Raw genomic sequence first — 12,057 nt, forward strand, 5'->3', positions numbered from 1 at the left:
GTGCTGGAAGACCAGTACCGTGTACGACGAAAAGGTTTATTTACAGGCCTTGCTCCGGCACGGCTCACCGTTGACCAGCGAGCTGGACACAGCAAAACCGCGTTGACGGAAAGGCTCAGGGCGTGATGGCGTCGGCCCAGTCAGCGCAAAGCTAACAGTCCTTTTACTAACGGTTCCAACTCCAACGAGTTAACCGCTTTAATCCGGTCGATCATCGCCACCGGCCAACTCCCAAGCCCCAGACAGGCCCCCAGCATCGCGCCGAGTATCGCCGCGATGGTGTCGGTGTCGCCGCCCAGACTCGCGGCCATGCACACCGCTTCGAAGGCATTCATTTCACCGACGGCGACTTGTTGCGCTAGGGCAAACGAGACCACCACCGATTCCTGTGATGCCACTGACGTGCCGATCACGTCGTACAGCAAATCCGCCAGCAACGCCTTGTCACTGTCGACGCTGATGGTCCGCGCCCAGCTGATGCGCGAGGCAATCCGTCCGCCCGCCACCCAGTGGCCATGGCTTTCAGCTCGCTGGGCGATTTGCTGGCCGAGGTTCAACGCCTCGCCCATGTCCATGCCGTTGATGCCGGCCGAGACCACCGCCGCCACCGCCGCCGCGCTGGAAATCCCCAGCGTGGTGTTGTGGGTAACCTGGCAGGCTTGCACCACGGCGCTGATGAACCGTTCAGGGTTGGCGACATCCGCCGCGATCCCCACCGGCGTGATGCGCATCGCCGCGCCATTGGTGGAGCCGTAGCGCCCCGCTTCTTCCGGCGAATGGCCGGCGAGGATCATCTCGATCGCGCGTTTGGTCGAAGGCCCGAGCAAGTCTTGCGAGCCCTTGGCCTGCATTTCGGCTTCCCATTCGATCAGCCGTTGAGCGAGCACGGCCGGTTCGATCCGGCCCTCACCGTCCACCAACAACTGACCGACCAGAATTGCCTGTTCGGTGTCGTCGGTGATCGAGCCCTTGGGCATGTTGGCGGCAATCGGTTGATCGGGGCCGGCGTCCTGCAGATCGGTGATCGCCCCGAAGCGCGTCTTGATGTCGGCGCGGCTCAGGGATTGAGTCGGCATGCCCAGCGCATCGCCCAGGGCCAGTCCGTAGAACGCGCCGAGCGCACGGTCGAGCGCGGTCATTTTGATTCTCCAAATTGCAGGTGCAGGCGAAAATGCACCGGGTCGAGCAAGCTTTCGACCTGCTCCATGAAGCGGTTCTGGCGGTCGTACGTGGTGCGCAAGGCTTTGAGGAAGACTGTGCCGACCGGGCGCCCGAGCAACTCGGCGTCCTCGGCGCTCAAGGGTTCTGCGCCGATCCATTGATCGCCGCGTTCGCCGATGTAGCCGTAGGCGGCCAGGGTGATGGTCAGGGAATTGTCGATCAGACCGACACGCGGCAGGCTTTCCAGGCCCCCGGTGGCGGGCATCAATGAGCGTTCGAGGGAAACCAGCTTGCCGTCGGTGGAACGGCGGCGCCGGTCGAGGGTGATGAACTGGTCGGTGCCGAAGCGCGGCAGCAGGTCAGGACGCGTCACCGCTTCGAGTCGCAGCACTTCGGTATTGATCAGCGCCCCGCTGTCGGCCAGCGCCTGCGCCCAGCCGCTGCGTTGATCGAGCACCACACCGTCGAAAGTAACGATGGAGCCCACGCCGCTTTGGGTCGCGATGTAGTTGCGTCGTTTCAACTCGGCCAAGGCCTCACGCAGCGTGCCGCGGCTGACTTTGAATTCTTGAGCCAACTGATGCTCGCCCGGCAACAGAAAGCCGTCCTCCATGAGGCCGCTTTCAATGCGCCGGATGAGTTCGTCGACCACCCGTTGTTTCTTGTCAAATCGTACCTGTCTAATCATGTACAACGTGATAACCGAAACGGGGTATTTCGAGCAAGGAATATTTCAGGGAGGTGACGGGAGGAGGAGCAAACAACACAGATCAAATGTGGGAGCGGGCTTGCTCGCGAAGGCGTCGGCACATGCAGCATCTACGTACCAGACACTCCGCTTTCGCGAGCAAGCCCGCTCCCACATTTACGATGTGTTAGCGCTGTTTCAGTCGGTCAATCACTACCGCCAGCAACAAGATCGAACCGCGAATCACATACTGATAAAACGTATCGATGTTCTTCAGGTTCATCGCATTCTCGATAATGGCCAGAATCAACACCCCGGCAATCACATGCCGAATCATGCCGATGCCGCCGCTCAGCGATACACCGCCCAGCACGCAAGCCGAGATCACTGTCAACTCGAAACCCTGGCCAATCATCGGCTGGCCGGAAGTCATGCGCGACGCCAGAATCACCCCGGCCAACGCCCCGATCACCCCGTGCACGGCAAAGATAATGATCTTGGTCCGGTCAACGTTCACCCCGGCCAACAACGCAGCTTCCTGGTTGCCGCCGATGGCCATGGTGTTGCGCCCATAAGTGGTGTAATTCAGCAACCAGCCAAAAAACAGGAAGCACACGATGGTGATCAGGATCGGCACCGGTACGCCAAACAACTGGCCGTTACCGAAGACGAAGAACGAATCCTGCGACACGCCGACCGCTTTGCCATTGGCAAAAATGTAAGCCAGACCCCGAACAATCTGCATGGTCGCCAAGGTGGTAATCAACGCGTTGACCCGCAGCTTGGCGATCACAATGCCGTTGATCAGCCCGACAACCAGCCCCATCACCAGCGCGGCACTGACGCCGAGAAACACGCTGTCGGTATCGCGCATCACCACCGCCGCGACCACGCCGGCACAGGCAATCACCGAACCCACCGACAAGTCGAAATGCCCGGACGCCAGGCAATACAGCATGGTGCAGGCCGCGATCCCGGTCGTCGAGATCGCCAGGCCCAGTCCGCGCATGTTCAGCGGCGACAGGAAGTTGTCGATCAGCAGCGTGCAGAGTACGAAGATCCCGACGGCCGCCAGCAACATCACCCAGTCATCGAGAAAGCGCCGCAGGTCCAGAGGTTTGCGCTGGGTCGGCAAAGCGTTGTTTTGGATTGTCATAGTCACCTCTCAGTTCGCCACGCCGTCAGCGCGTTGGCGCGGCAAAGCCAGTTGCAGCAGGTTGGATTCATTGGCCTCTGCGCGAGACAACTCGCCGCGCATCGCGCCTTCGCAGAGCACCAGGATGCGGTCGGAAATACCCATCACTTCCATCAGGTCGCTGGACACCACGATCACCGCGATGCCGCTGGCGGCCAGGTTGTGGATGATCTGGTAAATCTCGGCTTTGGCGCCGATATCGATGCCGCGAGTGGGCTCGTCCAGCAGCAGGACTTTCATCGGCATCGACAGCCAACGGCCGAGAATGGCCTTCTGCTGATTGCCACCGGACAGGTACATGATTTTCTGCGCCGCGTTGGGCGTCTTCACTTTCAGCGCCTTGATCTGCTTGTCGGCGTTGCCCTTCTCCCACAGGCCGCGCAACAGGCAACCAAAAGTGGAATGGGCGCCGCGCGCACTGATGTTGATGTTCTCGGCGACACTGGCGAGCGGAATGATGCCCTCCTTCTTACGGTCTTCGGGGCACAGCAGAATGCCGGCAGCGATGGCGTCGCGGGGGGAACGCAGCTTCACCTCATGACCACGTAGCTCCAGGCGTCCGGCGGTATTGCGCGTCAGCCCGCTGAGCATCCGAAACAACTCGGTACGACCCGCACCGACCAGACCGAACAGCCCGAGAATCTCGCCCTTGTGTACCTCGAAACTCACCGGCTCACGCAACCCCGGCCCCAGCAAACCGTCAACCTTGAGCGCCACCGCGCCACGTTGGCGATTGCGGTAATCGTAGATGTCCTGAATGTCGCGACCGACCATGCACGTAACCAATTGATCGTGGGTCAGTTCGCTCATGTCCTCGAAGGTGCGCACGTAGCGGCCATCCTTGAACACCGTCACCGCATTGCAGATGCGGAACACTTCTTCCATGCGATGGGACACGTAAAGCACCACTTTGCCTTCGTCGCGCAGGCGCCCGATGATCGCCATCAAGCGATCGATCTCCCGAGCCGACAGGCTGCTCGTCGGCTCATCGAACGCAATCACATGTGCGCCACGGGACAATGCCTTCGCAATCTCCACAAGTTGTCGCTGACCGAGGGACAGGCGCCCTACTTTCTCTTGCGGATCGATTTCATCGGCCAGGCCTTTGAGGCAGGCCAGCGCTTGTTGTCGCAACGCACCACGATTGATCAGGCCGAAACTGGCCGGCAGATGACCGAGGAACAGGTTCTCCGCCACGGTCATTTCCGGGACCAGGTGCAGCTCTTGATGGATCACCGCCACCCGGCTGGCGATGCTGTCAGCGGTGGACTTGAAGACCATCGTCTGCTCGCCGATTTGCAAGTCGCCGCTGCTCGGCGTGTAGGCACCGCCGAGGATTTTCAGCAGGGTCGATTTACCGGCGCCGTTCTCGCCCATCAAGGCATGAACCTGCCCCGGATGCGCGACGAAGCTGATGTTGTCCAGCGCCTTCACCCCGGGAAAGGTTTTGCCGATCCCGTTGAAACGCAGGCTGCCGCCGACGCTGTGCTCATGTGTCTGTAATTGCGCGTGCATAAAACCACCTCATCACACAGATCAGGCAGCCCGTCGCCAGGGCCGCCGATGAAATCAACCAGCCCTCAGTTCCACAGGCCGATCTTTTCCAGTTCCTGCTTGAAGTTCTCGCGGGTGATCAGTGTCACGTCGTCCATCGCGGTGTACTTCGGTGGTTCTTTGCCGGTGGTGACCCACTCGAACATCATGCTGGCGGTGTTGTAGCCCTCGATGTGCGGGCTTGGCAGCATCGAACCGAAGAAACCGCTGTTGGCTTTCTTCAGTTCACCGATGGCGTCAGTGCCATTGATGCCGATGCCGATCACGTTGGCCGCGACAAAACCGGCGCTTTCGGTGGCGCGCACGGCGCCCAGCACGGTGTTGTCGTTCATGCCGCCGATGATCAGGTTTTTCGCTGCGCCCGGCAGCTTCACCAGGGCCGAGTTGGTGGCGTCCATGCTACCCGGCACGTCGAGGGTTTTCAGGGCCGAGAACAGGATGTGGTCTTTCGGCATCCCGGCGTCTTCCAGGGCTTTGACCGAACCGTCGGTGCGCTTCTTGCCGGTGTCGAGTTCATTGAAGGTGTTAATCACCGCGTAAGTGTCTTTCCAGTCCCAGCCGCGTTTTTTCGCTTCGGCGGCCATGGCGCTGCCTTGTTTCTGGCCGACTTCGAACGCGGCCATGCCCAGGTACGGAACGTCTTCCATGAACTTGCCATTGGCATCGACGAAACGGTCATCGACGGCGATGACTTTCAACCCGTTGAGCTTGGCTTTGGCCATGATGGCCGGGCCGAGGGAGACGTCCGGCGGGCAGATCACAAAGCCCTTGGCGCCGTTGGCGGCGAGGCTGTCGATGGCCGAGAGGGTTTTCTCACCGTCCGGCACGGCGATCTTGATGACGGTGAAGCCCTTCTCTTTCCCGGCCTTTTCGGCGAATGCCCATTCAGTCTGGAACCAGGGCTCTTCCGCCTGCTTGACCAGGAAGCCGATTTTCACTTCCTCGGCCGCCAGCAGCGTGCTGCTCAGGCAGACCGCAGTAACCGCCAAAGCGGCACAGCACAGGGAACGGATCCCACGACGACGATTCATAAGCTGACTCCTTGTTATTTTTTTTGAGCGTTATTTTGAAAGCCGGTACCGAAAATAGTCATATCGTATGATGATTGGATTTCAGACGGAATTCCGCGTCTGAATCCCGTTTTATTCAGTCGTGATACATGACCGAGCGACCACCATCGATGGTGATGCACGAGGCATTGATAAACGGCGCTTCATCGCTGGCCAGGAATACGGCGGTCATTGCCACTTCCATCGGCTGCCCGATTCGGCGCGGCGGATGCATGTCGAAGGCCCGCTGACGTTCGGCGTGGGGGTCGGCAAAACCGTTCCAGTAATCGACGTTCAATTGGGTTTCGATGTAGCCCGGCGCGATCGCATTCACGCGAATGCCCTTTGGCGCGTATTCGATGCCCAGCGCGCGGGTCAGCCCGAGCAAGCCGTGCTTGGCCACCGGGTACGGGAAGCAACCCGGAATGATGTGCGTGGAATGGGTCGAGGCGATGTTGATGATGCTGCCGATGCCCTGCTCGATCATTTGCGGCAGCACGGCTTTGCAGCCATACCAGGCGCCGTCGAGGTCGATGGCGAAGCAGCGATGCCAGTCTTCTTCGGTCATTTCCAGTGGGTCACGGAACACGTTGACCCCGGCGCAGTTGACCAGCACGTCGATCCGGCCATGTCGCTCGATGGCCAGTTCAGCCATCGCGTGCAGATCCTGCTGGCGAGACACGTCAGCCGTGATCGCATGAACGTTGAAGCCTTGATCACGCCACCGAGCCGCGACTTTTTCAACTTTGTCGCCCTGGATGTCGCTGATGATTATTTTGGCCTGTTGATTGACGAAGGCCGCGACGATCGCCTCGCCGATGCCCTGAGCGGCGCCGGTGACCAGCACGACCTTGTCTTTCAGGCGCTTGCCCTTCGGCGGTTCGATCATTGGCGGCAGGGAGAGACGTTCAGTCATGAATCAGGACTCCCTTTTGCAGGCAAGACAAAAACCGGGCATCTGTCGATGTCCGGTCAAAAAACTGTTTGGAAAATCGCTGCATCACTTCACCTGTTTTGTTTTTTTAAGTGTGAGTGCGTGTAACTGATGGCCGACTATAAACCCGACCCGTAACTAATCTCAATATATAATTTTACATCCCATATTTTGAGATCTATCCAGCGAAGCGAGTGCAGGGTTTGCCCGGCACATCGACTCGAATCGACAGCAGTGCACCGTCCAGCGGATGGTTGAGCGGGCTCGCGGCGCTGGTGATGTACAGGGTTTTCAAATCTTCGCCACCGAACACGCAACTGGTGGGGCGACTGACCGGCAGTTCGATCACGCGGTCGACATGGCCGTCCGGCGTCAGCCTGATCAGACAGCTGCCGTCCCAGCGCGCGTTCCAGATGAAACCCTCGGCATCCATCGCCGAGCCATCCGGCCCGCCTCGCTCATGGGGACCGAACCAGACGTAAGCCGTGTCCAGGTTGCCGTCGGTGTGGACGAAACAGCGGTACAACGTTTTGTCCATGCTGTCGGCGAAAAACAGCGTGGTCTCGTCCTCGCTCCACAACAACGTGTTCGGAATGCCCAACCCACGGAGCAGCGGCGTGACCCGGGCATCGCGATCGATGCGAAACAGGCCACCGGAACGACGCACGATGGGCAGGTCTTCGCCGTTTTCGCCGATGTTGTTTTGCATGGTGCCGAGCCAGAGCCGGCCCTGAGCATCGCAGCGGGCTTCATTGGCGCGATTACCGGGTTGCGGGTCGGCGACGCAGAGCAAGGTCAATTTAGGTTCAAGCCCTGGTGAATCCAGGTCCAGCCGGTACACGCCGCTGCTTAACGTCACCAGCGCATCGCCGCTTTCGCAGGGGATGAACGCGGACACGTGTTCCGGCATTTCCCAGATCTGCACGTTGGCGCCGATCAGCCGCAGGGCTTGCTTGCCGGCGATGTCCACCCAGTACAGCGCCTGGGTCGGCACATCCCAGAACGGGCCTTCACCGAGTTGTGCACGGTGTCCGGTAACCGCATTCCACGTCATGAAACCTCCTGCTGTTGTTTTTTTTGTGGGAGTGAGCCTGCTCGCGAAGCTGTGTGTCAGTCGACATCAATATTGAATGGGCCGGCCTCATCGCGAGCAGGCTCACTCCCACAAGGGGTCTTTGTGTTTAGCTGGCTTTTTTGTCGGCCATGACTTTCGGGTAAAACCGTTTGATCGCCAGGTCAGCGTTATCGATCAGGGTCATGCAGGCCCAGACACCCCGCGCGGCATCACGGGCGGCGATGGCGTCGGCCATATCTTTGTGGATCGGCAGCGTGCGGCGCAGTTCGTCCGGGTCGGCAGCGGACACTTCGAAAGACACCGCCAACAGCGCGCCGAGGGCCGGGACCATTTGTTCGATGAACTGGTTGTGGCTGGCGGCGAGAATGCACTCGTGGAAGATCTGGTCGGCGTGGTTGTATTCGATGCCGCTGTCCACCGCCCGTTCCAATGCGTTGTAGGCCTGCAAGATCGCTTGAACCTGTTCGGTCGTAGCGCGCTCGCACGCCCAGCGCACCGCCATCGGTTCGATGGTGCGGCGCAGATCGAGCAAGTCGTCGACGAAGTTTTCCGGCAAGCCACTGCGCGACAGCCAGCCCACGACTTGCGGATCGAAAAGGTTCCAGCGCCGCACCGGCAATACCCGCGTGCCGACCTTCGGCCCGACTTCGAGCATGCCTTTGGCGACCAGGGTTTTGATGGCTTCGCGGATGACCGTGCGACTGACGCCGAGCTGCTCACCCAAGTCGGCTTCAACCTTGATGGTTTCACCGGGCTTGACCTGGCCTGCGGCTATCCAGCAACCCAGCCAATCGACGGTCGACGCATGAAAACTGCTGGACATGGGCACCTCGATGCAGGAACGGCACAGCGACGTTCGCAAGGGCGTTCAAGCTAATCATCATACGATTGGGTGTCAATTTGATTTTGTGCCTGACCGCATCCAGGCAAGCGATTTGAAGGATCTCACTTTGTGACCTACGGTTAGCCGCGACAGATCGAGCAGTCAATAGCATCTGTTCCACTTGAGTCCGCTATCGATAGGTATAAGCATGAACATGGATGCGTCTACGAAATACCCGATTGTTTTGGTCCACGGTCTTTTCGGCTTCGACAAAATCGCCGGTTACCCCTACTTCTTCGGGATCAAGGAAGCGCTGGAACGCGCGGGTGCCAAGGTGTTTGCCGTTAACATTCCAGCCGTCAACGGTAACGAGGAGCGCGGTGAAAAACTGCTCGAACACGTCAACCGCATTTTGCAGAAAACGGGAGCCGCCAAAGTCAATCTGATCGGCCACAGCCAAGGCCCACTGGCCGCACGCTACGTAGCGGCGCGACATCCGGAAAAGGTCGCTTCAGTCACTTCTGTCAGCTGCCCCAATCATGGCTCCGAGATTGCCGACCAATTGCACAAGGCGCTGACGCCTGGAGAGTTGCCCGAAGCGCTCGTACTTGCCCTGTTCGAAGCAGTCGGCACCTTCATTTCGTTGATCAGCGGCCATCCGGAAAACCCTCAGGACGCTCAAGCAGCTTTCGAATCCCTGACCAGTACGGGATTGGCCGCTTTCAATCGTAAGTACCCGCAAGGGGTACCGGAACATTGGGGCGGGGAAGGCAAAGAAATTGAAAACGGAGTGTATTACTACTCCTGGAGCGGGATCGTCCAAAACTTTCAAAGCCTGCAACCTCTCGATCCGTCCCACCTGAACTGTATTGCGCTATCGAAGTTATTTTATAAAGAGAAGAACGCTAACGACGGGTTGGTCGGTCAATACAGTTCTCACCTGGGGAAAGTGATTCGTTCGGATTACCCGATGGACCACTTTGACGCAGTCAATCAGATTGCAGGGGTCGACAGCTGGAATGTGAACCCGGTCAAGCTCTACCTTGACCATGCTGCTCTGCTCAAGAGCAAAGGTTTGTAACCTCAATAAAACGGCCCGCTTATAGCGGGCCGCTTTCCAGAACAGAGCAACTCAGCGGTCTCACGGCTCAAGCCCGATGGGGAAGAACTCGCCGCCGCTCCACACGCCAAGCCAGCGTTGCCCGTCGATTTCGCGGGTCACGGCCAGCTCCACCAGTTGGTAGAACACGTTGCGATGGATCAGAGCTTCGAGGTTGGTGCGCACATGCACGTACGGTGCAGGTTCTTGCGTGACCGGATCGATCACCACGCGGATCGGGTGTTCAGTGCCGGCTTCCGTGGTCTCGTCGACGTTGGTGGTGAAGCGCAGGAGCTGAGCTTCACCCTCGCCCTCCACGTCCACGCCAATCGCCACAAACGGCGCGTCGTCGACCTTGATGCCAACCTTCTCGACCGGGGTGATCAGGAAGTAATCATCGCCATCGCGACGAATGATGGTGGAGAACAGCTTGACCATCGGCTTGCGTCCGATCGGCGTCCCCAGGTAGAACCAGGTGCCGTCACGGGCGATGCGCATGTCGATGTCGCCACAGAAGTCGGGGTTCCACAGGTGGACCGGCGGCAAGCCTTTGGTTTTGGGGATTTGCCCCAACAAATCGTTGGCTTTTTGCGGGCCACTCATGGCGTTCTCCTTGAATTACTGGTCGCTGAGCCCGATCAGGCTGCGCGCGTACTGCTCCAGCGGCGGGCCAATCAGGTCTTGTGGCTTGTTATCGTGGAACGTCAGTAAACCGCCACGACTCTTGATACGTGCAGTATCAATCAAATACTGGGTGCTGGTCTCGATCAACATGATCTGAATCACGCCGCTGTCGATGCCGAGGCGATCCACGTATTCCTGATCGAGCCATTCGTCCGAGTTGCCGATACGGTCATCAGCCTTGGCGAATCGAGTGTAAAGCAAGTAATGGGCACCGGCGGCACGGGCTTCACCCATGGCCTGGTCGAGGCCTTCGGGGGCGCGCGCGCGGCGGACCATCGGAAAATATTCGATAAAGCCATTGAAGGCTTCTTCAGCGACCACGTTCGGTCGCGGATAGGCACTGCCCGGCGGCGCGAAAGCACCTTGGGCGATGTAGATGAACGAGTCCGGCTGGATGCGCAGGTTATTCACCCGACGACTGTCGCTGTGATCCAGCAGCCCAGCATCGCTCATGTGGTAGCGAGTTCCTTCAGCCATATCGCTGACATTCATGCAGCCACCCAGCGCCAAAACGGCCAGCAGCAAAACAAGGCTACGCATCCTACCCTCCAGAGGCCGGTGACGGAAAACCGGCGAATGGCCATGGGATGCAGCTTCCGCGCCAGCTCTAGAACAACGTCGCCTGATAGATCGCTTCGCGGGCAAGCCTCGCTCCTACAGGCTTCGCATCATTCCCGTAGGAGCGAGCGGTGCGGCGATCCGACTTGCCCGCGAAGAGGCCCCGATCAGCCGCCAATAATCTTCATGACGGTCGCACCACCCGAAAACGCCACCTCCTGCTTGTCCCCCAAGGCTTTCACCAGAAGCCGCTGCAACGCCGGCAATGCCTGATGGCGTGGCTTGTCCAACAGATCGCCGACATAGTGGCGATTGCTCGACGACAAACAACCATGCAGCCATCCAGTGGATGACAGGCGCAGGCGCGAGCAGGTCCGGCAGAAGGGAACGCTTTCGTTGGCAATCACGCCAAAGTGGCCTAGCCCCGGTATTTCATAGCGCACGGCAGTCGCGTCTACAGGCGCATCGGCTTGCAGGTATTCGTAGCGCTCGCCGATCAGGCTCAACAACTGCTGAAGGCTGACGAACTGTTGCAGGAAGGCGTTGTTGTCGCTGGCCAAGTGGCCCATGCGCATAAGCTCGATGAAGCGCAACTCATAGCCACGCTCCAGGCAGTAATCGAGCAGCGGCATCACCTGATCGAGGTTTTGCCCGCGCAATGGCACCATGTTGACCTTGATTTTCAAGCCGGCGGCCTTGGCCTGATCCATCCCGTCGAGCACGGTCGCGAGATCTCCGCCACGGGCAATGCTGCGGAACGCGCGGGCGTCCAGGGTATCGAGGGAAACGTTGATGCGACGGATGCCGGCATCCACCAGCAATGGCAGCTTCTTTGCCAGCAGCTGACCATTGGTGGTCAGGCTGATGTCTTCCAGGCCCATCTTGCCGACGGCGGTCATGAAGGCTTCGAGCTTGGGGCTGACCAGCGGCTCGCCACCGGTGATGCGCAACCGCTCAATGCCCGCCGCTTCGATCAGATACGCCACGCCGCGTGCCATGGCCTCGGCCGACAATTCATCCTGCGCAGCCACCAGCCGCTTGCCGTTAGGCACGCAGTAAGTACACGCGTAATTGCAGGCTGAGGTGAGGCTGATCCGCAAATTGCGGAAACGCCTGCCTTGACGGTCAACGATCATGGATCACTCCGGCAAAAGGAATTCGAACGCGCAAAACTTGACTCACAAATCAAGTTTTAGCAAGTCCTATGCCTGAGTATATTCCTGAGGTACTGCGCCAT

The 12,057-nt window shown here is 59.3% G+C and carries 12 protein-coding genes; 1 reads left to right on the plus strand and 11 read right to left on the minus strand.

Going from position 1 to position 12,057, the window contains the following annotated elements; genetic code table 11:
• Nucleotides 1-140 precede the first annotated feature (140 nt).
• The 8 genes from EYC95_RS25050 to EYC95_RS25085 form a co-directional block, all read right to left on the minus strand.
• Nucleotides 141-1,139, minus strand: coding sequence for an ADP-ribosylglycohydrolase family protein (locus EYC95_RS25050; protein WP_131062708.1), 999 nt, complete (start codon nt 1,137-1,139; stop codon nt 141-143).
• Nucleotides 1,136-1,849, minus strand: a complete 714-nt coding sequence (locus EYC95_RS25055) for a GntR family transcriptional regulator (protein ID WP_131062709.1) — start codon at nt 1,847-1,849, stop codon at nt 1,136-1,138. Before EYC95_RS25055 ends, EYC95_RS25050 begins: the two co-directional genes overlap by 4 nt.
• 187 nt (nt 1,850-2,036) lie before the next feature.
• Entirely contained in the window at nt 2,037-3,005 is a 969-nt protein-coding gene (araH, locus tag EYC95_RS25060) for an L-arabinose ABC transporter permease AraH (protein ID WP_131062710.1), read from the minus strand.
• Nucleotides 3,006-3,014: 9 nt separating this feature from the next.
• A complete protein-coding gene (gene araG / locus EYC95_RS25065; RefSeq protein ID WP_131062711.1) occupies nt 3,015-4,559 on the minus strand; it encodes an L-arabinose ABC transporter ATP-binding protein AraG in 1,545 nt (514 codons plus the stop codon).
• A gap of 65 nt (nt 4,560-4,624) precedes the next feature.
• Nucleotides 4,625-5,629 (minus strand): substrate-binding domain-containing protein, encoded by a 1,005-nt coding sequence (locus EYC95_RS25070; RefSeq protein ID WP_131062712.1) that lies wholly within the window; start codon nt 5,627-5,629, stop codon nt 4,625-4,627.
• A gap of 115 nt (nt 5,630-5,744) precedes the next feature.
• Complete coding sequence (locus tag EYC95_RS25075) at nt 5,745-6,563, minus strand: SDR family oxidoreductase (RefSeq protein WP_131062713.1); 819 nt, start codon at nt 6,561-6,563, stop codon at nt 5,745-5,747.
• A gap of 196 nt (nt 6,564-6,759) precedes the next feature.
• Complete coding sequence (locus EYC95_RS25080; protein ID WP_131062714.1) at nt 6,760-7,635, minus strand: SMP-30/gluconolactonase/LRE family protein; 876 nt, start codon at nt 7,633-7,635, stop codon at nt 6,760-6,762.
• Nucleotides 7,636-7,762: 127 nt separating this feature from the next.
• On the minus strand, nt 7,763-8,479 hold the full coding sequence (locus EYC95_RS25085; protein WP_131062715.1) for a FadR/GntR family transcriptional regulator: 717 nt from the start codon (nt 8,477-8,479) through the stop codon (nt 7,763-7,765).
• A gap of 208 nt (nt 8,480-8,687) precedes the next feature.
• Here EYC95_RS25085 and EYC95_RS25090 point away from each other — a divergent pair, with 208 nt between their 5' ends.
• Complete coding sequence (locus EYC95_RS25090; RefSeq protein ID WP_131062716.1) at nt 8,688-9,560, plus strand: triacylglycerol lipase; 873 nt, start codon at nt 8,688-8,690, stop codon at nt 9,558-9,560.
• Between the two features lie 60 nt (nt 9,561-9,620).
• Here EYC95_RS25090 and EYC95_RS25095 read toward each other — a convergent pair whose 3' ends face one another.
• From EYC95_RS25095 to EYC95_RS25105, 3 genes are all read right to left on the minus strand, one after another.
• Nucleotides 9,621-10,181 carry a DUF1285 domain-containing protein gene (locus EYC95_RS25095; RefSeq protein ID WP_131062717.1) on the minus strand — a complete coding sequence of 187 codons (561 nt, stop codon included), beginning with the start codon at nt 10,179-10,181 and terminating at the stop codon, nt 9,621-9,623.
• Nucleotides 10,182-10,196: 15 nt separating this feature from the next.
• On the minus strand, nt 10,197-10,802 hold the full coding sequence (locus EYC95_RS25100) for a DUF4823 domain-containing protein (RefSeq protein WP_010461840.1): 606 nt from the start codon (nt 10,800-10,802) through the stop codon (nt 10,197-10,199).
• 185 nt (nt 10,803-10,987) lie between these two features.
• Nucleotides 10,988-11,956, minus strand: a complete 969-nt coding sequence (locus tag EYC95_RS25105) for a GTP 3',8-cyclase MoaA (RefSeq protein ID WP_131062718.1) — start codon at nt 11,954-11,956, stop codon at nt 10,988-10,990.
• Nucleotides 11,957-12,057: the final 101 nt, after the last annotated feature.

Origin of the sequence: Pseudomonas sp. BGI-2 (assembly GCF_004310295.1) — a bacterium.
Lineage (GTDB): Bacteria > Pseudomonadota > Gammaproteobacteria > Pseudomonadales > Pseudomonadaceae > Aquipseudomonas.

Bases quoted from the DNA above. Each gene is read 5' to 3' on its own strand.
- EYC95_RS25100 (WP_010461840.1), bottom strand. From the start codon at position 10,802: ATGCGTAGCCTTGTTTTGCTGCTGGCCGTTTTGGCGCTGGGTGGCTGC.
- EYC95_RS25055 (WP_131062709.1), bottom strand. From the start codon at position 1,849: ATGATTAGACAGGTACGATTTGACAAGAAACAACGGGTGGTCGACGAA.
- araH (WP_131062710.1), bottom strand. From the start codon at position 3,005: ATGACAATCCAAAACAACGCTTTGCCGACCCAGCGCAAACCTCTGGAC.
- EYC95_RS25080 (WP_131062714.1), bottom strand. From the start codon at position 7,635: ATGACGTGGAATGCGGTTACCGGACACCGTGCACAACTCGGTGAAGGC.
- EYC95_RS25085 (WP_131062715.1), bottom strand. From the start codon at position 8,479: ATGTCCAGCAGTTTTCATGCGTCGACCGTCGATTGGCTGGGTTGCTGG.
- EYC95_RS25070 (WP_131062712.1), bottom strand. From the start codon at position 5,629: ATGAATCGTCGTCGTGGGATCCGTTCCCTGTGCTGTGCCGCTTTGGCG.
- EYC95_RS25090 (WP_131062716.1), top strand. From the start codon at position 8,688: ATGAACATGGATGCGTCTACGAAATACCCGATTGTTTTGGTCCACGGT.
- araG (WP_131062711.1), bottom strand. From the start codon at position 4,559: ATGCACGCGCAATTACAGACACATGAGCACAGCGTCGGCGGCAGCCTG.
- EYC95_RS25050 (WP_131062708.1), bottom strand. From the start codon at position 1,139: ATGACCGCGCTCGACCGTGCGCTCGGCGCGTTCTACGGACTGGCCCTG.
- EYC95_RS25095 (WP_131062717.1), bottom strand. From the start codon at position 10,181: ATGAGTGGCCCGCAAAAAGCCAACGATTTGTTGGGGCAAATCCCCAAA.
- EYC95_RS25105 (WP_131062718.1), bottom strand. From the start codon at position 11,956: ATGATCGTTGACCGTCAAGGCAGGCGTTTCCGCAATTTGCGGATCAGC.
- EYC95_RS25075 (WP_131062713.1), bottom strand. From the start codon at position 6,563: ATGACTGAACGTCTCTCCCTGCCGCCAATGATCGAACCGCCGAAGGGC.